The sequence below is a fragment of the Pseudomonas sp. Tav-5-1A genome (genome assembly GCF_055755055.1).
Window position 1 is genome coordinate 5,065,001 of record NZ_CM146901.1, and the last position, 20,847, is coordinate 5,085,847.

The following is a 20,847-nucleotide window of genomic DNA, read 5'->3' on the forward strand; positions in this document are numbered from 1 at the left end:
TGCATGCCTGGGAATCTTCAAGCCTCATGACATCGAGCGCCGCCCGCGCGGCGCGACCCGGCCTGCGGCGGACGGCCGCCCCGCCGGTACTACCCGTTTGTTTCGGGCCAGTTATGTCAGTGGCATCTCCGGGGGCCGCCTTGGTTGTACGCCGGGAGATTTTTGGGGGGGGCGCTTTCTATATGGCGGCCAGCCTGCCTCGCACGTCTGCCAGCGCCAGCAGCGCTGCGCGTGACAGCTGCCGGTGGGGCGCTACGCACAGGCACAGCACCGGGTGGCTCACATGAATGCCGGTCAACGGCACGAAGGCGATTGTCCCTTCGGCGACTTCGCTGGCCACGTCCAGCCAGGACAACATCCCTACCCCCACGCCCTGGCGAATCAGCGAGCGCATCATGCGCAGGTCGTTGCAGGCCACGCGCTGCCGCACGTCCAGGCGCAGCTGGTCGTGCAGGGTACGCACGTGCTTGTGCACCACCAGCGGTTCGGCCGGGAAGATCACCGTTTCGCCCTGGGTCTCGCTGAGCCGCAGGCTCGGCTTGCCGGCCAGCGGGTGCGACACCGGCATGGCAATGCCCATTTTTACCGGAGCGCTGGCATTGATGGCCAGCTCGCTGCTGTCGCTGGCGTCGAGCATCAGGCCAAAGTCCACTTCGGCCGAGGTGATCATCTGCGCCACTTTCTGGTTGTCTGCCACCTTCATGCCAAACGTCAGCCCCGGGTATTGCGCCATCAGCGCCGCCACCGCCTCGGCGACGATGCCCTCGCTCAAAGCGTCGATCAGGCCGATCTCCACATGGCCGCGGCGTAGCCCCTGCATTTCATCGATCTGCTCACGGGTGCGGCCGTAGTCCTTTTGCCACTGGCGGGCATTGGCCAACAGCAACTCCCCCGCCGCCGTCAGCCGCAGGCCGCTGGGCAAGCGCTCGAACAAGGGCACGCCCAACTCCTCCTCGACCTTGAGAATCTGCCGATCAATGGCCGACGCCGACACATGCAGCACCTCCGCCGCGCGGCGGATGCTGCGGTGCCTGGCCACTTCCAGAAAGTAACGGGTGAAGCGCGAGAACGGGAACATGTGTTGCCTTTTTTGCAACGCGACAGTGAAAAAACGATGCTGGAGTTCATCACGACGCACTTCTAAAGTCCATCCCATAAGCGCTCTACAGCGCACCTTACAGACCGCCGAAGCCTGATGAGTGACACACCATGAACCAAGATCGCTCCCTCCCCCTGCACTGCACCTTCATTGAAAGCGACTGGCGCATCCTTGGCGCCCACTGGTACCCCATCGCGCAATCCGCCGCCGTCGGCCGCGAGCCGGTCAAGGCCATGCTGCTGGACGAACCGCTGGTGCTGTACCGCATGGACGACGAGCTGGTGGTGGCCCGCGACGTCTGCCCGCACCGCGGCGTGCCGCTGACCATGGGCAAAAGCGACGGCGAGGGCGTGGTGTGCCCCTACCACGGCCTGCGCTTCGGCAACGGCGGCCGCTGCAACAAAGTGCCGGCCAGCCCCAACGCTGCCATCCCGGCGCGCATGCAATTGCACACCTACCCCGCCGTGGAGCGCTACGGCCTGGTATGGACCTGCCTCGACCTGCAGAGCGACAGCGTCGATATCCCGCTGATGCCCCACTGGGACGACCCGCAATTCCAGCAGATCATCTGCCCCACCGTGGACATCCAGGCGTTCGCCGGCCGCCAGCTGGAAGGCTTCCTTGACGTCGCGCACTTCGGCTTCGTGCACACCGACACCTTCGGCGACCCCGACAACACCCAGATCCCGCCCTATCGCCCGGTGGAAACCGGCAGCGGCTTCGAAGTGCACTACAACAGTTCGGTGGGCAACTACCCCATCGGCGTCGACGGCAAGGCGCCGGACGACTTCAACTGGCTGCGGCACTTCCAGGTGCACCTGCCCTTCACCGCCACCCTCACCGTGCACTTCCCCAACGACGGCCGGCTGGTGATCATGAACGCCGCCTCGCCGGTGTCGTCGAAGGTCACCCGCCTGTTCGCGCCCATCGCGCGCAACTTCGACAAGGACCTGCCCGTGGAGGACTGCCACGCCTTCAACCTCAAAGTGTTCGAAGAAGACCGCCTGATCGTCGAGTCGCAGAAACCCGAGCGCCTGCCCCTGGACCCGATGCTGGAAGTGCACATCCCCGCCGACATGAGCTCCATCGCCTACCGCAAGGGCCTGCGCAACCAGGGCCTGAGCCAGTTCTTCCTGTATTGAGGGGCACGCCATGAACCGCCTCACCGTCACCGTCGCCGCACTGGCCGCCGAAGGCGCCGGCAACCTGGGCGTCCGCCTGGAGCCGCTGCCCGGCCAGGCGCTGCCAGCGTTCAGCGCTGGCGCGCACATCGACGTATTCCTGCCCGGCGCCCTCACCCGGCAATACTCGATCGCCAGCGCGCCTTCCCACCGGGACCACTACGAGCTGTGTGTGAAACGCGAACCCGAGTCGCGGGGCGGTTCGCGCTTCATCCATCAGCACCTGGCGGTTGGCGCCCAGCTGGAGATCTCCGCACCACGCAACCTGTTCGCCCTGCAGCCTGCCGGCCACCACGTGCTGGTCGCCGCCGGCATCGGCATCACGCCACTGCTGTCCATGGCCAGCGTATTAAAGGAACAGCAGCAGCCGTTCACCCTGCACTACTACACCCGCACCCGCGCCGAAGCGGCCTACGCCGAACGGCTGGAAACCCAGTTCACCCCAGGGCAGGTGCATCTGCACCACAGCGACCAGGACAAAAGCCCGCGCCGGCACCTGCCGGACGACCTCCTGCACCCCGCCCCCAACGCACATCTATACCTGTGCGGCCCCGCCCCCTTCATGCGCCACATGACCGAGCGGGCGCTGGGGCTGGAATGGGCGCCAGCGCAGATCCATCAAGAAGCGTTCGCCCCGGTAGCAGCTGAGGCGGTGGCCGGCGATGCGTTCGAAGTCCAGGTCAACTCCACCGGCCAGGTGGTGCAGGTACCGGCCGAGCAATCCATCGCCCAGGCGCTGATGGCGGCAGGGGTTGAAGTACCGGTGTCGTGTGAGCAGGGGTTTTGCGGGGCGTGCCTGACGCGGGTGCTGGAAGGGACGCCGTGTCACAGGGATAGCGTGTTGAGTGATGGGGAGAAGGAGTTGAATGACCAGATGGCGCTGTGCTGTTCGCGGAGTCGGTCGGGGCGGTTGGTGTTGGGGATATAGCCAGCATCCGGGCCAAGGCGGTGCTTCTATATATAGAGGAATACGACGAGAGAACATTTGTACTCCCGACGTATAGATGGCGAGTGCGCACGATCCACGAGTCGCCCCCTACTCCTGCACCGTATCGTCGGGGTCGTAATATTGAACTTGGCCTCTAACCCAAGGACCGACAATCTCGTGATGAATGTCACGCAGATAAGCTCCCCAGCGATCACGGCTATGAGCATCAGGCCCAAGGATTGTGAGCAGCAGATATTCTCCCCGGAGAGGTTCGTAGGCGTAGATTAGCCAAAAGTCTTCTTCGGGATGCTTGGCGTCTGTGGTGCGCCAAAACTGCATTCTTGCAGCACGCCATCGAGCCTGGGTGGCCTCGGTGGCGGCGAGATGGATGTGATAGAGATCATCAAGATCCAGCTCTTCATCTCGCCCGAAAATGTCCGGGAGATCGCCACAGAGCTTGTAATCGTGAAATTCAACGAAGAAATCGTACCAGCCATGAGACTGCTTGAAGAGGTCTGATACTTTGATTACAGACAGAAAGGCTCACTTAGAGACGGGGAGCTTTCCAGTCTCGACGTAATGATCAAATGCAGACTCTCCGCCGCGAGCAGCGATTCGCACATCTTCGAATGTGAGCTTCTTGCCAGCTTTCTTGCGCTTGGCGACGACTTTTTTTGGAGCTGCGGCCTGAACAATCATTTCCGCCTCCTGATAGCGGCTCAATCTGGATCAATCATAGGGGATGGGTCGGCTTCGAGCAACGCGCAGCACGGGATCTGAAGGATGGCGCAACACATTTGCCCATGAGACGACGGGCGAGGCGAACAATATGGTGTCCCAGGGCAGGTTCGAACTGCCAACCTTCCCCTTAGGAGGGGGATGCTCTATCCAATTGAGCTACTGAGACCTTGCTGAGCGCTGCGAGGAACCCGCAGCACGATGGACGGCGAGCATGTTAACCAGCCGCCCCGCATTTGTCATGTCATCCGTGGCCTTTTTGCCTGTAGGCAAGGTGAACGCCGAGGGAACTTTTCCGGATGACGGCGCGGACGCTCTGGCACAGGGGCCTGCGGCGACCGTGCATTTTGCAAGGCTGCCAGAATGCCATCTTGCAGATTGCAACCTGCCACTGTCGCCAAAACCCTGTAAACTACTGAAATCATTGGGTTTTATCCGACTTTCAGAGTTGGCACGGCGCCTGCTGTATTCACTTGCATAAAAAGTGGCCAGGCAGCCCTTCACTCTGCGGAGACAAGCCCCATGAACAGCACCCTCTTTGCCCTGAATGTGTTGGCCCTCGTTGCCCTGGTGGCGTTTCATTTCCATGACGAGGCGCAACCCGATGCCGCCCTGGTGCATGTCCAGGCGGAGCATTTCATGGCCCGGCCGGCCGCGCAGGTGGCGGACATGAAGCCGCACAGAGGGATGTCGGTACTGACCTCGCAGCAGGAACAGGGCGAATCGGTGCCGGTGATCCATACTGACCGCTATACCTTTTGAAGGAGCAGCACATGTCGAAAAGCGCATGGGCCTTTTTTCTGATCGCCCTTACCAGCTTCCTGGCGGCCGTGACCTTGCCACCGGATGCCGGCCAGGCCAGCGCGGTGCTGGGCATTGCCAGTGGGGTGTCGACCGCGCTGCTGCTGTTGGCGCTGCTGCGCGGCCGCAAGATCAAGTTCGATCCGTCGCTGCGCTGATGCCGTGACGGGCCAGCAGCGCCATCAGGCGCTGCACCGCTGACGCAAGGTCTGCGGAATTGTCCAGCGCCTCGATGCGCACGCTTCCCTCCTCCCATTGCCCCGGCTCGGCCTGCAGGCGCTCGTTGCGTGCCAGGCGCTCGTCGATCTGCGCTGCGGTTTCGCGCCCGCGGGCCTGCAGGCGCTGGCGCAGCACGGCGCTGTCGACGGTGACCAGCACCGGGATCAGTCCGGGGTAGAGCTGCAGGGCCTGGGGCAGCCAGGCGCGGGAGCCGTTGACCAACACGTGCTGGCCGCCGGCAAGCCGCGCGTTGATGTCACGGCCGATACCATATTGCAACCCGTTGGCCTGCCAATTCATGGCAAACTCGCCCGCCTCGCGCAAGCGCGCGAAGGTTTCCGGGCTGACGCCGATGGCATGTTCGCCAACGGCTTCGGCGGACCGCGTGATGGTCCGTCGCACCACGTGCACGTCAGCCCGCTGCAAGGCGCCGCGCGCCGCATCGATGACACTGTCCTTGCCGGCCCCGGAAGGCCCCATCAGGTAGATCAAACGTCCCGACATCTCATCGCTCTGTATGGCAGCATGCTGGCAACCTGCCAAAATGCCACTATGCTGAATCATAGGGTAGCTCGCGCGTCATTGTGCACAGGTTGTACCGGACGAGCCAGAGCACCTCTCGAGATAGCGGGACGAAACCGGGCAGTCGACAGGCGAACGGGGATTTTCCAACCAGTGCTCATTTTCGACAATTGGTGCTGGCAAAAAGCCCTTATTCAGTTCAATATTTGTCACAGAATTGGCGCCAACGAAATGGCGACTATGAGGCATCATAGAAGCCTCTTTCACAATTCAGGTTGAACTTTTGCTGTATCGACTGTCGTAAACACATCGTGCGGCTAATTTCGAGAACCGCTCCCCCTGAACTAAACGGTCAAATATATGCGCCCAATGAAACAGGCTATTTACTCCAGCCGTACGGCTGACAAATTCGTCGTACGCCTTCCCGATGGAATGCGTGAGCGCATTGCAGAGGTAGCTCGTAATCATCACCGTAGCATGAACTCGGAAATCATCGCCCGCCTGGAACAGAGCCTGATTCAGGAAGGCGCCCTGGGCGAAGAGTTGAGCATGCGCCTGGACAGCCCGGAGCTGTCGCTGCACGAGCGTGAACTGCTGCAACGCTTCCGCCAACTGTCGCACCGCCAGCAGAACGCGCTGGTGTCGCTGATCGACCACAACGCCGAGGCCACTGCCGACGCCTCGTGAGCGCTCGCCAAAAGCCCATGAAAAAAGCCAGCGAAAGCTGGCTTTTTTGTGGGCGCGGGTTCGACCTACATCAGGAACAGGGTCGCCAGGCCCAGGAAGATGAAGAAGCCGCCGCTGTCGGTCATGGCGGTGATCATCACGCTGGAGCCCATGGCCGGGTCGCGGCCGAACCTGGCCAGGGTCATGGGGATTATAACGCCCATGAAGGCCGCCAGCAGCAGGTTGAGGGTCATGGCCGCGGTCATCACCACACCCAGTGACCAGCTGCCATAGAGCAGGTAGGCCACCACGCCAATCACCCCGCCCCAGACGATGCCGTTGATCAACGACACTGCCAGTTCCTTGCGCAGCAGGCGCGTGGTGTTGCTGTTACCCGGGCTCACCTGGTCCAGGGCCATGGCGCGCACGATCATGGTGATGGTCTGGTTGCCGGAGTTGCCACCGATACCGGCAACGATGGGCATCAGCGCGGCCAGGGCCACCAGGCGCTCGATGGAGCCTTCGAACAGGCCGATCACCCGCGAGGCGACGAAAGCGGTGATCAGGTTGATGGCCAGCCACGACCAGCGGTTGCGCAGCGAGCGCCACACCGAGGCGAAGATGTCTTCCTCTTCGCGCAGGCCGGCCATGTTGAGGACTTCGGTCTCGCTCTCTTCACGAATCAGGTCGACCATCTCGTCGATGGTCAGGCGGCCGATCAGGCGGGCGTTCTTGTCCACCACGGGGGCCGAGATCAGGTCATAGCGCTCGAACGCCTGGGCGGCGTCGTAGGCGTCCTCGTCAGGGTGGAACGACACCGGGTCGTTGGCCATGACTTCGGCCACCTGCTTCTCCGGGTCGTTGACCAGCAGGCGCTTGATCGGCAGCACGCCCTTGAGCACGCCGTCGTGGTCGACCACGAACAGCTTGTCGGTGTGGCCGGGCAGCTCCTTGAGGCGGCGCAGGTAGCGCAGCACCACTTCCAGGCTGACGTCCTCGCGGATGGTGACCATCTCGAAGTCCATCAGCGCACCGACCTGCTCCTCGTCATAGCTCAACGCCGAACGCACGCGCTCACGCTGCTGGGCATCGAGGCTTTCCATCAGCTCGTGCACCACGTCGCGGGGCAGCTCGGGGGCCAGGTCAGCGAGTTCGTCGGCGTCCATCTCCTTGGCGGCGGCCAGCAGCTCGTGATCGTCCATGTCGGCGATCAGGGTCTCGCGCACCGAGTCGGAGACTTCCAGGAGGATGTCGCCGTCGCGCTCCACCTTGACCAGCTGCCAGACCGTCAGGCGGTCTGCCAGGGGCAAGGCTTCAAGAATGTAGGCGACGTCGGCGGAGTGCAAGTCGTCGAGCTTGCGCTGCAGCTCGACCAGGTTCTGGCGGTGCACCAGGTTTTCGACCAGATCACCATGCTGGCCTTCCTGGCGGTGCGTGAGGTCTTCGACCACGCGCTGGCGCTGCAGCAGGTCGACCACCTGGGCCAGGCGATCCTGCAGGCTGTCCTGCGGCTTTTTAACTTCTACTTCGGTCATAGGCGAACTCCACCCCCAGCAGCGGAGCACGCCGGAGGTTCAATCGGTCGATTCTTGATAGGTGTAGCGAGCTATTGAGTAACTACTGGGTAAGTCCATGGAAATAATCCAAAGCCCCGGCGGGGCTGACGGGCGCAATGATACACCGGCTGCCGGCTTTTAACGCGAAAAAATCTGGCAAGAACAAATGCTTGCGCGCGAAATCTGGGCGCAGTTCGAGTACCGGGAATTGCGACGACGCATGTGGAAAACAAATCACAGCCCCAGGCAGCGCAATTGCCGTTACGCTTTGGACCGCACAGTCATGGAGGACGTTCGATGCAAACCAAGCGTTGGCTACTGGCAGGGCTGCTGCTGTGCCCTGCCCTGGGTGCGCTGGCACAGACCGTGTCGCGTTGCGAGGATGAAAACGGACACTTGACGTTCACCACCCAGCAATGCCCACCAGGGACGCTGCAGAGCCTGCAGCAGGCCTACCACCCGTATTTGAGCAGCAAGAGCGAGCGTTCGGGTGCCAAGGAGCGGGCGGAGCGCAAAAGCCTGGATGACGAGATGAGGCGAATGAGTGAGGCACCTTGATCGGCGGCGCCTGGGACGCGGCCTGGGGCCGCTGCTACGTGGGAGTGGGCTCTGCCCGCGAAGAGAGCACGGTGATTTCATTGTCGCGGAGCCAGAAAGCAAAAAGCCCGCCTTCAGAAGAAGGCGGGCTTTCACTTGTATGGTGCACTCGACAGGATTCGAACCTGTGACCGCTCGGTTCGTAGCCGAGTACTCTATCCAGCTGAGCTACGAGTGCAGGGTTGGCGCTTGGTAGACCAGATCACCTCTGGTTGAAGCTGAAGATTCTTTCGTTACCGAAACAACCTTCGTAAAATGGTGCACTCGACAGGATTCGAACCTGTGACCGCTCGGTTCGTAGCCGAGTACTCTATCCAGCTGAGCTACGAGTGCACGATGGTACTTGATGGACCAGATCACCTCTGGTTTGTTGCAAGCTGCTTCTTCCGTTACCGAAACAAGCCTCTTAAATGGTGCACTCGACAGGATTCGAACCTGTGACCGCTCGGTTCGTAGCCGAGTACTCTATCCAGCTGAGCTACGAGTGCATATGTTGCCGCGCATCATAGTTCGTTAAAAACTTTTGTAAAGCACTTTTTTCAGTAATTTCAACAACTTACCTAAAAAGCCAGCTTTCAACGCCCTAAAGAAATAATGGCGGAGAACGGGGGATTCGAACCCCCGACACCCTTTTGAGGTGTACTCCCTTAGCAGGGGAGCGCCTTCGGCCACTCGGCCAGCTCTCCGCAACACGGGGCGTATATTATCGATAGCCCCTTTTCGACGCAAGCACTTTTTTCAAAAAAACCTAAATTAATTAAGCACTTGGTTCTTCGGCCTGCTCTTCCTTGATCCGCAGGTAGATTTCCTCGCGGTGTACAGCCACCTCTTTCGGGGCGTTGACGCCGATACGCACCTGATTGCCCTTGACGCCGAGCACGGTCACGGTGATCTCGCCATCACCAATCACCAGGCTTTCCGCGCACCGACGAGTCAGAATCAGCATTACCTTTTCTCCTCACCCACCGCAGTGGGAACAAACACAATCTGCAAAAAAGCAAAAGGCGCGGCTAAGCCGCGCCTCGTGCACTCGAACGCTTACTCGCCTTGACGGGCGGCGTCCAGTTCGAAAGCGGTGTGCAGGGCGCGCACCGCCAGTTCCAGGTACTTCTCTTCGATAACCACCGACACCTTGATTTCCGAGGTGGAGATCATCTGGATGTTGATGCTTTCCTTGGCCAGGGCCTCGAACATGCGGCTGGCAACACCGGCGTGCGAGCGCATGCCGACGCCGACGATGGACACCTTGGCGATCTTGGTGTCGCCGATGACCTGGCGCGCGCCGATTTCGCTGGCGGTGTTTTCCAGCACCTGCAGCGCCGACTGGTAGTCGTTGCGGTGCACGGTGAAGGTGAAGTCGGTGGTGTTATCGTGCGAAACATTCTGCACGATCATGTCCACTTCAATGTTGGCGCCGCTGATAGGGCCCAGGATCTTGAACGCCACGCCCGGGGTATCCGGTACGCCACGGATGGTCAGCTTGGCTTCATCGCGGTTGAAGGCGATGCCGGAAATGATCGGCTGTTCCATGGATTCCTCTTCATCGATAGTAATGAGGGTGCCCGGGCCCTCCTGGAAGCTGTGCAGCACGCGCAGCGGGACGTTGTACTTGCCGGCGAACTCGACGGCGCGGATCTGCAGCACCTTGGAACCGAGGCTGGCCATTTCCAGCATCTCTTCGAAGGTGATCTTGTCCAGGCGCTGGGCCGTGGACACCACGCGCGGGTCGGTGGTGTAGACACCATCGACGTCGGTGTAGATCTGGCACTCATCGGCCTTCAGCGCCGCAGCCAGGGCCACGCCAGTGGTGTCGGAGCCGCCACGGCCCAGGGTGGTGATGTTGCCGTGCTCGTCCACGCCCTGGAAGCCCGCCACGACCACGACACGCCCGGCCTTGAGGTCGGAGCGGATCTTCTGGTCGTCGATCTGCAGGATGCGCGCCTTGGTGTGCGAGCTGTCCGTCAGGATGCGAACCTGGTTGCCGGTGTAGGACACGGCCGGCACGCCACGCTTGATCAGCGCCATCGCCAGCAAGGCAATGGTGACCTGCTCACCGGTGGAGACGATCACGTCCAGCTCGCGCGGGACCGGCTGGTCGCCGCCGCTGGCCTGTTTCGCCAACTCGATCAGGCGGTTGGTTTCACCACTCATGGCAGACAGTACAACCACCAGGTCGTCGCCGGCTTCGCGGAATTTCTTAACCTTCTCGGCTACCTGCTCGATACGCTCGATGCTGCCGACGGAGGTGCCTCCGAATTTTTGTACGATCAAAGCCATTTCAAAGCCGCCTCAGCCCGTGAAGGGCGCCCATTAAACATTCAAACGCTACAACGCGGGAACCTGCTACTAGACAACAGGCACCCGCGAGGGTGAATCAGAGACCTTGTTCGACGAACGGTACGGTCAGGGCCAGGGCTGCATCCAGCGCGCCGGCGTCGACGCCGCCACCCTGGGCCATGTCCGGACGACCGCCGCCCTTGCCACCGACTGCCGCGGCAGCCTGTTTCATCAGGTCGCCGGCCTTCAGTTTCGAGGTCAGTTCCTTGGTGACACCGGCCACCAGCACCACTTTTTCCTCGTGCACGCCGCCGAGCAGGATCACGCCCTCGCCCAGCTTGTTCTTCAGCTGGTCGACCAGCGCCAGCAGCGCCTTGCCGTCCATGCCGTCCAGGCGTGCCGCCAGGACTTTAACGCCCTTGACGTCCACGGCCGCGGCCGACAGATCGTCACCGGCCGCGCTGGCGGCCTTGGCTTGCAGTTGCTCCAGCTGTTTTTCCAGCTGGCGGTTGCGCTCCAGCACGGCCGACAGCTTGTCGATCAGATTGTCGCGGCTGCCCTTGACCAGCTGCGCGGCTTCCTTGAGCTGCTCTTCGGCACCGTTCAGGTACGCCAGGGCCGCGGCGCCGGTGACGCCTTCGATACGGCGCACGCCTGCGGCCACGCCGCCTTCGCTGATGATCTTGAACAGGGCGATGTCGCCGGTGCGCTTGGCGTGGATACCGCCACACAGCTCGACGGAGAAGTCACCACCCATGCTCAGCACGCGGACCTGGTCGCCGTATTTCTCACCGAACAGGGCCATGGCGCCCTTGGCGCGGGCGGTGTCGATGTCGGTTTCCTCGGTTTCCACCGCGCTGTTCTTGCGGATCTGGGCGTTGACGATGTCTTCCAGCGCCTTGATCTGCTCGGGCTTGATGGCCTCGAAGTGGCTGAAGTCGAAGCGCAGGCGCTGGCTGTCCACCAGCGAGCCTTTCTGCTGCACGTGCTCGCCCAGCACCTGGCGCAGGGCCGCGTGCAGCAAGTGGGTCGCCGAGTGGTTCAGCGAGGTGGCCTGCTGCATGTCGCCGTCCACCTGGGCGGTCAGCTCGGCGCCGACGTTCAGGTTGCCCAGCGAGACCACGCCGTGGTGCAGGAACGCGCCGCCGGTCTTGGTGGTGTCACGCACGTCGAAGCGGCCGTTGCCAGCCAGCAGGTAGCCACGGTCGCCGACCTGGCCACCGGACTCGCCGTAGAACGGGGTCTGGTCGAGGATGACCACGCCCTCTTCGCCTTCGGCCAGTTGCTGCACCGAGACACCTTCCTTGTACAGGGCGACGACCTTGGCGCTGGATTGGGTGTTGCTGTAGCCGGTGAACACGGTCGGCACGTCAACCTTGACCAGGGCGTTGTAGTCCATGCCGAACGAGCTGGCAGCACGAGCGCGCACGCGCTGGGCTTCCATTTCCTTCTCGAAGCCGGCTTCGTCCAGGGTCAGCTCGCGCTCACGGGCGATGTCGCCGGTCAGGTCCATCGGGAAGCCGTAGGTGTCGTACAGCTTGAACACCACGTCGCCCGGGACCACGTTGCCTTTGAGCTCGGCAAGGTCGGCCTCGAGGATTTTCAGGCCCTGCTCCAGGGTCTTGGCGAACTGCTCTTCCTCGGCTTTCAGCACGCGCTCGATGTGCGCCTGCTGGGCTTTCAGTTCCGGGAACGCTTCGCCCATCTCGGCCACCAGGGCCGCGACGATCTGGTAGAAGAAGCTGCCCTTGGCGCCCAGCTTGTTGCCGTGGCGGCAGGCGCGACGAATGATACGGCGCAGCACGTAGCCGCGGCCTTCGTTGGACGGCAGCACGCCGTCGGCAATCAGGAAGCCGCAGGAACGGATGTGGTCAGCCACTACTTTCAGCGACGCCTGGTTGTCGTTGCTGCAGCCGATGGCCTGGGCCGAAGCGGCCAGCAGGCTCTGGAACAGGTCGATCTCATAGTTCGAGTGCACATGCTGCAGCACGGCGCTGATGCGCTCCAGGCCCATGCCGGTGTCCACCGACGGCGCTGGCAGCGGGTGCAGCACGCCGTCGGCAGTGCGGTTGAACTGCATGAAGACGTTGTTCCAGATCTCGATGTAGCGGTCGCCGTCTTCTTCCGGCGAGCCGGGTGGGCCGCCCCAGATGTCGGCGCCGTGGTCGAAGAATATCTCGGTGCACGGGCCGCACGGGCCGGTGTCACCCATGGTCCAGAAGTTGTCGGAGGCGTACGGGGCGCCCTTGTTGTCGCCGATGCGCACCATGCGCTCGGCCGGCACGCCGACTTCCTTGGTCCAGATGTCGTAGGCTTCGTCATCGCTGGCGTAGACCGTTACCCACAGCTTCTCCTTGGGCAGGTTCAGCCACTGCGGCGAAGTCAGGAAGGTCCAGGCGTAGGTGATGGCGTCGCGCTTGAAATAGTCGCCGAAGCTGAAGTTACCCAGCATTTCGAAGAAGGTGTGGTGACGGGCGGTGTAGCCAACGTTTTCCAGGTCGTTGTGCTTGCCACCGGCACGCACGCACTTCTGGCTGCTGACGGCGCGGGTGTACGCGCGCTTTTCCTGGCCCAGGAAACAGTCCTTGAACTGGTTCATGCCCGCGTTGGTGAACAGCAGGGTTGGGTCATTGCCCGGGATCAAGGAGCTGGAGGCTACACGGGTGTGGCCTTGCTCTTCGAAGAAGCGAAGGAAGGCTTCACGGATTTCTGCGCTTTTCATTAGGTTCTTCCACGACAGGCTGCGGCCATAGGCCAGTGCGTAACGTACTTGGACGTTTCGACGGCAAAGGGCCGCATTATATCGGCCCTGAGGCCACGGTACAGTCCACAGCCTGTCAATATATGGGTATTAAGTGAAAAAAACCCGACGATCTGTACACCCTGTGGGAGCTGGCTTGCCAGCGAGTTGTTGATCCCCCACAAGCTCGCTGGCAAGCCAGCTCCCACATGAACAGTGTCGTCTACGACTAAATCGCTAGCGCAGGGGCGATGCATAGTGCAAAAAAGTATGTTAAAAATCGTTCGCCACCTACCAATGGGTGGCAACGTTCTCAGGGCGGGGTGCGATTCCCCACCGGCGGTAATGGCGCGCAAGGCGTCTAGCCCGCGAGCGCTTGGCAGGCCACAGGCCTGGCAAGGTCAGCAGACCCGGTGTGATTCCGGGGCCGACGGTCATAGTCCGGATGAAGAGAGAACGGGATTGGTACACATGGGCCGACGGCATACCGCGTACCCTTGAATCCCATTCGATCCAACTGCCCTGTTTTTCATACAAACAGGAGTCAACGTAGATGCAACCCACCGCAATCGACAGCAAAAGCCACGCAAACGAGCGCATCGCCTTTATCCAGGCCTGCTGGCACAAGGATATCGTCGACCAGGCCCGTATCGGCTTTGTCGAGCAGATCACTCAACTGGGCTACCAGGAAAGCGACATCGACTTCTACGAAGTGGGCGGCGCCTTTGAAATCCCGCTGCACGCCAAGCTGCTGGCCAAGACCGGCCGTTATGCCGGCATCGTCGGCGCAGCCCTGGTAGTGGACGGTGGTATCTACCGCCACGACTTCGTCGCCGCCACCGTGGTCGACGCGCTGATGCAAGTGCAACTGGAAACCGAAGTGCCGGTGTTCTCGGTGTCGCTGACCCCGCACAACTTCCACGGCCAGGAACACCACGATTACTTCTTCAAGCACTTCCTGCACAAGGGCCACGAAGCAGCGAACACCTGCGCCGACACCCTGCAGAAAGTCCGCGCCCTGCGCCGCCTGACTGCGCAGCACAAAGTCGCCTGATAGCTTTCTATCGGCTTGAAGGGCCAGCGCAGCCTACGTCAGCGGCTACGACGCAAATCCCGTAGCCGCTGCCGCCAGGCTGCGCTGGCCTTTTTGTACGCTGAAGATGTTCAGTGAGGCACAGGCCCAGCGCAGCCTGGCGGCAGCGGCTACAGGTCAGGCGGGGACGATTAGAATGCCGGCGCGCAGGCCGTTCTTGACCTTGGGGTTGGGGAAAATGATGCGCGCACCCTCCTCCTCCACGATCCAGCGGCACTCGGCCAGGTCTTCGGCCAGCAGGTAGCCCTGAGGCAATTCGGAAAAGTTCTCCACGTCCGCCGGCAGGTGCAAGCGGAACGCATCGCTGTGCTTGATCACTTCCCGCGCCACGCGGAACTGCTTCAAGTGCTGCGGCTGCTCGACCTCAGGCTCGCTGCCTTCGATGATCTGCTTGAGCCGGGTTTCCAGAGGCGTCAGGTTGACCTGCTGGTTGTGCCCGAACGGCCGCGCCTTGCCCAGCTCCAGGGTGAAGGCCTCGGCGTCCAGCTGTTCGTAGGTGTAGGCCGTGAAGGTGATGGACGTCTTGCTTTGCAGCAACACCGCCTCCATGCCGGCCGCCTCCAGGCGCGCCAGCTCGCGCGCCGAGTGCTCGCGCCCTTCCTTGAACGGGTACAGCGCGAACTGCTCGATCTTCGAGCCACGAATGGCGGTGTGCAGGTCGTAGTGCAGACGGGTGCGGCCAGGCTGGCTGAAGAAGGTCGCCGCCAGGCGCTCCAGCTCACAGGCGCGCAGGGCCTCGGGGCCGCTGGACAGCTCGTGCCGGCCGTTGAACAGACGGTTTACATCCTGCTCCAGGTAACGCTCGCCGCGACGGATCGCTTCGGGGTTGCCGAACAGGAAAAGAATGCGGGCGCGCGGCTTGAGGGTGCCGCGGGCGATGTCATGCAACAGGCCATCGAGCAGCTCGATGGGCGCTGTCTCGTTGCCGTGGATGCCCGCCGACAACAGCAAATCCAGGCCATTGTCGCGGGCCTCGGGCGGGCGGACCTCAAGGGCCCCCTCGCCGAGCCAGCGCATACGCACGCCTTCGACCGTCAGCTGAGTCTTCTCTGCCGGCTCACGGCCGGCGAGGGTCAATTCAAGCAGCTTGCCGAGGGCGAGCATAGGCGTCAGTCCTTAGTGGTTGCAGTCCGGACCATGCACATGGTCGTCGTCTTCACCGGCGTCGGCCGGTTCCATTTCCAGTTGCAGGCTGACCAGGTTGGTAGCCAGTGGGCGCAGCAGCAGGTTGGCGTATTCGGCGTCGCCTTCTTCTACGTCAACGCCAATCAGCAGCTGGCCGCGGCCGTCCTGCTGAATCCACAGCTCCTTGCCTTGCCAGACCACGGCAAGACGGGTGCAGGAGGTTTCCAGCTGGGTGCCGTCGGTGTCTTCAAGAATCAGCCGCAGGGCGTCGGACATGGGGAAAATCTCTCAAGGTTGAAGTTGGAATGGGTAAACCGCGCCCAGTTTAAGGATTTGCGTCAGTTCATCCAATGCCGTGCGGCATTCCAGCAGCAATTGCGGGTCGGCCAGGTCCGCTTCGCCCAGGCGATCGCGGTAATGGCGGTCCACCCACTGGGTCAGGGTGTCGTACAGCGACGGGGTCATGATCACCCCCGGGTTCACCGCGGCCAGCTCGGTTTCGTTGAGCGCCACGCGCAAGCGCAGGCACGCCGGGCCGCCGCCGTTCTGCATGCTCTGCTTGAGGTCGAACACCTTGACCTCGGCAATCGGGCCACCCTGGGCCGTCAGGCGCTGCAGGTAGCTCCAGACGCGCTCGTTGCTGCGGCACTCCTCGGGCACGATCAACAGCATCGAACCGTCGGCGCGCGACAGCAGCTGGCTGTTGAACAGGTAGGAACGCACCGCGTCCTCCACCGACACCTCGCTGCGCGGCACGCACACCGCCTGGAAGTTGCCACCCCTTTTTGCCAGTTTAGCCTGCAGTTGCGCGAGCATCGGCGCGGTGTCCAGGAACGCGTCCTCGTGGTGGAACAGCAGCTCGCCGTTGCCTACCGCAATCACGTCGTTGTGGAACACGCCCTGGTCGATTACCGCCGGGTTCTGCTGGGCGAACACCACGCCCTCCTCGCCCAGCCCGTGCAGCCGCGCTACCGCCTGGGAAGCCTCTAGCGTCTGGCGTGCCGGGTATTTCTGCGGCGCCGGGTAGCGCGTGTCGAAGGCGCTGCGGCCGAACACGAAGAACTCCACGCCGGGCTCGCCGTAGCTGCGGCAGAAGCGCGTGTGGTTGGCCGCGCCCTCGTCGCCGAACTGACCAACGGCAGGCAAGGCGGCGTGGTGGGCGAAGTGCCGGTCATTGGCGAACATCGCCCCCAGCACTCGGCTGGTGGTGGGGTGCTCGATACTGCGGTGGTATTTGCAATTGAGGTTGGCGGCGGTGAAATGCACGCGACCATCGGCGGTATCGGCGCTGGGGCTGACGGTGGCAGCGTTGGCCACCCACATGCTCGACGCCGAGCAACTGGCCACCAGCAGCGGCATGGCCTCGCGGGCGGCGCGCTCGATGACCTGGGCGTCGCTGCCGCCGAAGCCCAGCGCGCGCAGGGCGGCGATGTCCGGGCGCTCCTGGGGTGCGAGCACGCCCTGGACGAAGCCCATCTCCATCAGCGCCTTCATTTTCGCCAGGCCCTGGCGCGCCGCTTCACGCGGGTTGGAAGCCTGCTGACTGTTGCTCTGGGAGGCGACGTTGCCGTAGGACAACCCGCCGTAGTTGTGGGTCGGACCTACCAGACCATCAAAGTTCACTTCATAGGCTTTCATCGGCCAGGCTCCATGGATCTCGTTATTGTGCTCACGCTTACAGCTTCACGCCCGGGGTCAGGCTGGCCGGCAGGCTGACGGCAGGGGCTTCCAGCGAAGCCACCGGGTAGGCGCAATAATCCGCCGCGTAATAGGCGCTGGCGCGGTGGTTGCCCGAGGCACCCACGCCGCCGAACGGCGCGCTGCTGGCGGCGCCGGTCAACTGCTTGTTCCAGTTGACGATGCCGGCGCGGCTTTGCAGCCAGAACTGCTGGTAGCGGGCGGCCGAATCGGACAGCAGGCCCGCGGCCAGGCCGTACTGGGTGTTGTTGGCCTCGGCGATGGCCTGCTCGAAGCGGCCGTAGCGGATGACCTGCAACAGCGGGCCGAACCACTCCTCATCGGGGCGCGCCTGCACGGCGGTCACATCGAGGATACCGGCGGTGAGCAGCGCGGCATTGGCCTGGGGCTGGGTCATGGCCAGCAGCGCCGTGGCACCCTTGGCCAGCAGCTGCGCCTGGGCATCGAGCAGCGCCTGGGCCGCGGCCAGGGACACCACCGAGCCCATGAACGGCGGCGGTTGCTGGTCGTACGGGCCGACCACCAGGTCGCCGGCCACCTGCACCAGGCGTTCAAGCAATGCGTCACCCCAGGCGCCTTCGGGCACCAGCAGGCGGCGGGCGCAGGTGCAGCGCTGGCCGGCAGAAATGAACGCGGACTGGATGATGGTGTACACCGCCGCCTCCAGGTCCTGCACTTCTTCCACCACCAGCGGGTTGTTGCCGCCCATCTCCAGGGCCAGGATCTTGTCCGGGCGCCCGGCGAACTGGCTGTGCAGCAGGTTGCCGGTGCGGCTCGAGCCGGTGAAGAACAGGCCGTCGATGCCGTCATGGGCCGCCAGGGCCACGCCGGTGTCACGGGCGCCTTGCAGCAGGCTCAGCACGCCCGCGGGCAGGCCGGCGTCGATCCAGCACTGCACGGTGAGCTCGGCCACCTTCGGGGTCAGCTCGCTGGGCTTGAACAGCACGGCGTTGCCGGCCAGCAGCGCCGGCACGATATGGCCGTTGGGCAGGTGGCCCGGGAAATTGTAGGGGCCGAACACCGCCACCACGCCGTGGGGCTTGTGGCGCAGCACGGCGGTGGCGTCGGCCAGCGGCCCGCTCTTCTCGCCCGTACGCTCGCGGTAGCTCAGGATGGAAATGGCGACCTTGTTGACCATGCTGGTCACCTCGGTGGCAGCTTCCCACAGCGGCTTGCCGGTTTCCTCGCCGATGCAGCGGGCCAGTTCATCGGCGCGCGCCTTGAGCGTGACGGCGAAGGTCTCGAGCACGCCGATGCGCTCGTCCAGCGAGCGCGACGCCCAGCCGACGAAGGCCTGGCGCGCGGCGAACACCGCCTGGTCGACCTGCTCGGCGCTGGCCGCGCGGCCTTGCCACACCACGGCCTGGGTCACCGGGTTGAGGGATTGCAGGGCCTCGCCCGCCCCTGCCAGCCATTGGCCGGCCACGTACAACGTGCTCATTTGCGTACCTCCCGTACGGGCTGCGGCGACAGGGCGACAGCGCGCACCTGGTCGCCGGCACTCAGGCGCAGGCGCTTGGCGGTCATTGGGTCGACCACCAGGGTGCCAGCCGCCAGGCGCGCCGGGGCGGCGGTGATGCGGCACTCTTCGCGCTTGCGGTTGTGAATCAGGAACGGCGTGGCGTCGTCACCGGGGGTGCCCACGGCCAGCACCAGCGCTTCGCTGTCATGCACGGCGCGAATCTTCGCGGTCTCGCATTCGATGGCCGGGCCGGCGTCGAAGATGTCGACATAACCCTGGTAGCTGAAGCCCTCGCCCTTGAGCATGGTCAGCGCCGGCTCGGTGTCGGCGTGCACGCGGCCGATCACCTCGCGCGCGGCGGGCGACAGGAAGCAGGTGTACAGCGGGAACTTGGGCATCAACTCAGCGATAAAGGCCTTGTTGCCCACGCCGGTGAGGTAGTCGGCCTGGCTGAATTCCATCTTGAAGAAGTGCCGGCCCAGGCTTTCCCAGAACGGCGAGCGGCCCTGCTCGTCGGACATGCCGCGCATCTCGGCGATGATCTTGTTGCCGAACAGCTGCGGGAACTCGGCGATGAACATCAACCGCGCCTTGGACAGCAGGCGGCCGTTGAGGCCGGTGCGGTATTCGCTGCGCAGGAACAGCGAGCACAGCTCGCTGTTGCCCGTCAGGTCGTTGGCCAGGAACAGCGTGGGGATCTCGCGGTAGATGTTCAACTCTTGCGACGCGCTGACCGTCAGGCCCACCCGGTAGTTGTACCAGGGCTCGCGCAGCCCCACGGCGCCGGCGATGGCGGAAATGCCGACGACCTTGCCGTCGTCATCCTCCAGCACGAACAGGTAGTCCGCGTCGCCGCGCCCGGCTTCGCCCCGGAAGGTCTTCTCGGCCCAGCCCACGCGGTGCGCCAGGCGCTCCTCGTTGGCCGGCAAGGTGGTCAGGCCGGTGCCGGTACTGCGTGCCAGCTCGATCAGCGCAGGTAGGTCGCTGCTGCGTACGGGACGAACGATCATGCTTTCTCCTTGCGCGGGCCGCAGTGGCAACCCGCAGAACTCGACCTGTGAATGACAGGTATCAAACCGCTACCAGGCGCACGCTGGCGCCCTCGCCCACACCCAGTGCCTCGGCCGCTTCCAGGCTGAGGGTCACCGGCTTGCCGGGCACCCAGTCCAGTTCCAGCAGCACCGCGCGGTAGTCCTGCAGCTGGGCGTTAGCCACCAGGTACGGGCGGCCGCCCTTGACCACGTCGCTGTTGCCGCTGTCGAGCTTGACCGGCACCACGCGGCTCTGGGCGATGGAGCGAATGCCCGAGACCCGCGCGTGCAGCGTCGGGCCGCCGTCGAAGATGTCGATGTAGTGGTCGGTCTCGAAACCCTCGCGCATGAGGATGTCGAAGGTGATCTGCGCGCGCGGGTGCACCTGGCCCATGGCTTCCTGGGCTTCGTCGGGCAGCAGCGGCACGTAGATCGGGTAATGGGGCATCAGTTCGGCCAGGAAGGTCCGGCTCTTGATACCGCACAGGCGCTCGGCCTCGGCGTAGTTGATGTCGAAGAAGTTACGGCCAATGGCGTCCCAGAACGGCGAGTCGCCGTTGTCGTCGCTGTAGCCGACGATCTCGGTCACCACCGAGTCGGCGAAGCGCTCGGGGTGGTTGGCCATGAACAGCAGGCGCGCCCGGGAGGTCAGCTCGGACCAGGCGCTGCCAACCATGTCCGGCACCATGTAGAAGCTGGTGAGCAGGCTGTTGCCGGTCAGGTCATGGCACTGGGACAGCACGTGAATCTTGTTATGGATCTTCAGCTCGCGGGAGGCGTGCACGAAGGTCTCATTACGGAAACTGTAAAAAGGCTCGGAATAGCCCGCCGACGCGACGATGGCCGAACAGCCCACCAGGCGCTGGGTCTGGCTGTCTTCGAGGACGAAGAAGTAGCTCTCCTCGCCATTGAAGCTGACCTCGGCGGCGAACGACGCTTCGGACGCCGCGATCTTGTCGCGCAGGCGCTCGGCATCGTCCGGCAGGGACGTGACACCAATCGGGCTGTCCGCGGCCAGGCGTTGGACCTCGGCCAGGTCAGCCATTTGCGCAGGGCGCATTACCAGCATGGTGTCACTCCTTGGAATTGCTTGAAAAAACGGCGAGCGCCGTGA

General features: G+C 63.4%; 22 protein-coding genes, 5 tRNA genes and 1 riboswitch. Of the genes, 8 read left to right on the top strand and 19 right to left on the bottom strand.

What is annotated here, in order from left to right; genetic code table 11:
- Window positions 1-178: 178 nt before the first annotated feature.
- The gene (locus tag AC0J42_RS23135) at window positions 179-1,078 is read right to left on the bottom strand and encodes a LysR family transcriptional regulator (protein WP_473004025.1); all 900 of its coding nucleotides are present in this window, start codon (window positions 1,076-1,078) and stop codon (window positions 179-181) included.
- 131 nt (window positions 1,079-1,209) lie between these two features.
- Here AC0J42_RS23135 and AC0J42_RS23140 point away from each other — a divergent pair, with 131 nt between their 5' ends.
- The gene (locus tag AC0J42_RS23140; RefSeq protein WP_473004027.1) at window positions 1,210-2,241 is read left to right on the top strand and encodes a Rieske 2Fe-2S domain-containing protein; all 1,032 of its coding nucleotides are present in this window, start codon (window positions 1,210-1,212) and stop codon (window positions 2,239-2,241) included.
- Window positions 2,242-2,251: 10 nt separating this feature from the next.
- Complete coding sequence (locus AC0J42_RS23145) at window positions 2,252-3,208, top strand: PDR/VanB family oxidoreductase (protein ID WP_473004030.1); 957 nt, start codon at window positions 2,252-2,254, stop codon at window positions 3,206-3,208.
- Window positions 3,209-3,316: 108 nt separating this feature from the next.
- On the opposite strand, the gene AC0J42_RS23150 is transcribed toward AC0J42_RS23145, so the two are convergent.
- The 3 genes from AC0J42_RS23150 to AC0J42_RS23160 all read right to left on the bottom strand — a co-directional run bounded on the left by AC0J42_RS23150 (window position 3,317) and on the right by AC0J42_RS23160 (window position 4,115).
- Window positions 3,317-3,745: a type II toxin-antitoxin system YafO family toxin gene (locus tag AC0J42_RS23150; protein ID WP_473006894.1), complete on the bottom strand. Its 429-nt coding sequence runs from the start codon at window positions 3,743-3,745 to the stop codon at window positions 3,317-3,319.
- Window positions 3,746-3,751: 6 nt separating this feature from the next.
- The gene (locus AC0J42_RS23155) at window positions 3,752-3,907 is read right to left on the bottom strand and encodes a hypothetical protein (RefSeq protein WP_416426135.1); all 156 of its coding nucleotides are present in this window, start codon (window positions 3,905-3,907) and stop codon (window positions 3,752-3,754) included.
- A 131-nt stretch (window positions 3,908-4,038) separates the two neighbouring features.
- A tRNA-Arg gene (locus AC0J42_RS23160) sits at window positions 4,039-4,115 on the bottom strand.
- Between the two features lie 45 nt (window positions 4,116-4,160).
- Between AC0J42_RS23160 and AC0J42_RS23165 the strand changes: the two genes are divergently transcribed.
- From AC0J42_RS23165 to AC0J42_RS23175, 3 genes are read left to right on the top strand one after another with little or no spacing between them, the layout of a single operon-like run.
- Complete coding sequence (locus AC0J42_RS23165) at window positions 4,161-4,427, top strand: hypothetical protein (protein WP_473004032.1); 267 nt, start codon at window positions 4,161-4,163, stop codon at window positions 4,425-4,427.
- 41 nt (window positions 4,428-4,468) lie between these two features.
- Window positions 4,469-4,708, top strand: a complete 240-nt coding sequence (locus AC0J42_RS23170) for a hypothetical protein (RefSeq protein ID WP_473004034.1) — start codon at window positions 4,469-4,471, stop codon at window positions 4,706-4,708.
- A gap of 11 nt (window positions 4,709-4,719) precedes the next feature.
- Window positions 4,720-4,905: a PA3371 family protein gene (locus tag AC0J42_RS23175; RefSeq protein WP_473004036.1), complete on the top strand. Its 186-nt coding sequence runs from the start codon at window positions 4,720-4,722 to the stop codon at window positions 4,903-4,905.
- Here the strand turns inward: AC0J42_RS23175 and phnN are convergent.
- Entirely contained in the window at window positions 4,880-5,470 is a 591-nt protein-coding gene (phnN, locus tag AC0J42_RS23180; protein WP_473004038.1) for a phosphonate metabolism protein/1,5-bisphosphokinase (PRPP-forming) PhnN, read from the bottom strand. The two genes, AC0J42_RS23175 and phnN, sit on opposite strands and share 26 nt — an antisense overlap.
- Window positions 5,471-5,848: 378 nt before the next feature.
- Between phnN and AC0J42_RS23185 the strand changes: the two genes are divergently transcribed.
- Complete coding sequence (locus tag AC0J42_RS23185; protein WP_027978646.1) at window positions 5,849-6,175, top strand: Arc family DNA-binding protein; 327 nt, start codon at window positions 5,849-5,851, stop codon at window positions 6,173-6,175.
- A gap of 65 nt (window positions 6,176-6,240) precedes the next feature.
- On the opposite strand, the gene mgtE is transcribed toward AC0J42_RS23185, so the two are convergent.
- On the bottom strand, window positions 6,241-7,689 hold the full coding sequence (mgtE, locus tag AC0J42_RS23190) for a magnesium transporter (protein WP_473004040.1): 1,449 nt from the start codon (window positions 7,687-7,689) through the stop codon (window positions 6,241-6,243).
- A 318-nt stretch (window positions 7,690-8,007) separates the two neighbouring features.
- On the opposite strand from mgtE, the gene AC0J42_RS23195 reads away from it, so the two are divergent.
- Entirely contained in the window at window positions 8,008-8,268 is a 261-nt protein-coding gene (locus AC0J42_RS23195; RefSeq protein ID WP_473004042.1) for a hypothetical protein, read from the top strand.
- Between the two features lie 140 nt (window positions 8,269-8,408).
- Here AC0J42_RS23195 and AC0J42_RS23200 read toward each other — a convergent pair.
- The 7 genes from AC0J42_RS23200 to alaS all read right to left on the bottom strand — a co-directional run bounded on the left by AC0J42_RS23200 (window position 8,409) and on the right by alaS (window position 13,306).
- Window positions 8,409-8,485 (bottom strand) — tRNA-Arg (locus tag AC0J42_RS23200).
- Between the two features lie 78 nt (window positions 8,486-8,563).
- Window positions 8,564-8,640 (bottom strand) — tRNA-Arg (locus AC0J42_RS23205).
- Window positions 8,641-8,718: 78 nt separating this feature from the next.
- Window positions 8,719-8,795: transfer RNA gene (locus AC0J42_RS23210), tRNA-Arg, on the bottom strand.
- Window positions 8,796-8,902: 107 nt separating this feature from the next.
- Window positions 8,903-8,993: transfer RNA gene (locus AC0J42_RS23215), tRNA-Ser, on the bottom strand.
- Window positions 8,994-9,064: 71 nt separating this feature from the next.
- Window positions 9,065-9,253, bottom strand: coding sequence for a carbon storage regulator CsrA (csrA, locus tag AC0J42_RS23220; RefSeq protein WP_027978649.1), 189 nt, complete (start codon window positions 9,251-9,253; stop codon window positions 9,065-9,067).
- Between the two features lie 92 nt (window positions 9,254-9,345).
- The gene (locus AC0J42_RS23225; RefSeq protein WP_416426143.1) at window positions 9,346-10,584 is read right to left on the bottom strand and encodes an aspartate kinase; all 1,239 of its coding nucleotides are present in this window, start codon (window positions 10,582-10,584) and stop codon (window positions 9,346-9,348) included.
- 97 nt (window positions 10,585-10,681) lie between these two features.
- Window positions 10,682-13,306 (bottom strand): alanine--tRNA ligase, encoded by a 2,625-nt coding sequence (gene alaS, locus AC0J42_RS23230; protein ID WP_416426144.1) that lies wholly within the window; start codon window positions 13,304-13,306, stop codon window positions 10,682-10,684.
- Between the two features lie 323 nt (window positions 13,307-13,629).
- A riboswitch (FMN riboswitch) is annotated at window positions 13,630-13,786 on the top strand.
- 91 nt (window positions 13,787-13,877) lie between these two features.
- Between alaS and AC0J42_RS23235 the strand changes: the two genes are divergently transcribed.
- Complete coding sequence (locus AC0J42_RS23235; protein ID WP_416426145.1) at window positions 13,878-14,378, top strand: 6,7-dimethyl-8-ribityllumazine synthase; 501 nt, start codon at window positions 13,878-13,880, stop codon at window positions 14,376-14,378.
- A gap of 156 nt (window positions 14,379-14,534) precedes the next feature.
- Here AC0J42_RS23235 and astE read toward each other — a convergent pair whose 3' ends face one another.
- The 6 genes from astE to aruF all read right to left on the bottom strand — a co-directional run bounded on the left by astE (window position 14,535) and on the right by aruF (window position 20,802).
- A complete protein-coding gene (astE, locus tag AC0J42_RS23240; protein ID WP_473004044.1) occupies window positions 14,535-15,521 on the bottom strand; it encodes a succinylglutamate desuccinylase in 987 nt (328 codons plus the stop codon).
- A gap of 12 nt (window positions 15,522-15,533) precedes the next feature.
- Window positions 15,534-15,818 carry a topoisomerase II gene (locus tag AC0J42_RS23245; RefSeq protein ID WP_416426147.1) on the bottom strand — a complete coding sequence of 95 codons (285 nt, stop codon included), beginning with the start codon at window positions 15,816-15,818 and terminating at the stop codon, window positions 15,534-15,536.
- Window positions 15,819-15,830: 12 nt separating this feature from the next.
- Window positions 15,831-17,180: an N-succinylarginine dihydrolase gene (gene astB / locus AC0J42_RS23250; RefSeq protein ID WP_473004046.1), complete on the bottom strand. Its 1,350-nt coding sequence runs from the start codon at window positions 17,178-17,180 to the stop codon at window positions 15,831-15,833.
- A gap of 37 nt (window positions 17,181-17,217) precedes the next feature.
- Window positions 17,218-18,681 (bottom strand): succinylglutamate-semialdehyde dehydrogenase, encoded by a 1,464-nt coding sequence (gene astD, locus AC0J42_RS23255; RefSeq protein WP_473004047.1) that lies wholly within the window; start codon window positions 18,679-18,681, stop codon window positions 17,218-17,220.
- A complete protein-coding gene (gene astA, locus AC0J42_RS23260) occupies window positions 18,678-19,712 on the bottom strand; it encodes an arginine N-succinyltransferase (protein WP_473004048.1) in 1,035 nt (344 codons plus the stop codon). Before astA ends, astD begins: the two co-directional genes overlap by 4 nt.
- Window positions 19,713-19,773: 61 nt before the next feature.
- Entirely contained in the window at window positions 19,774-20,802 is a 1,029-nt protein-coding gene (gene aruF, locus AC0J42_RS23265) for an arginine/ornithine succinyltransferase subunit alpha (RefSeq protein WP_416426153.1), read from the bottom strand.
- Between the last annotated feature and the right edge of the window lie 45 nt (window positions 20,803-20,847).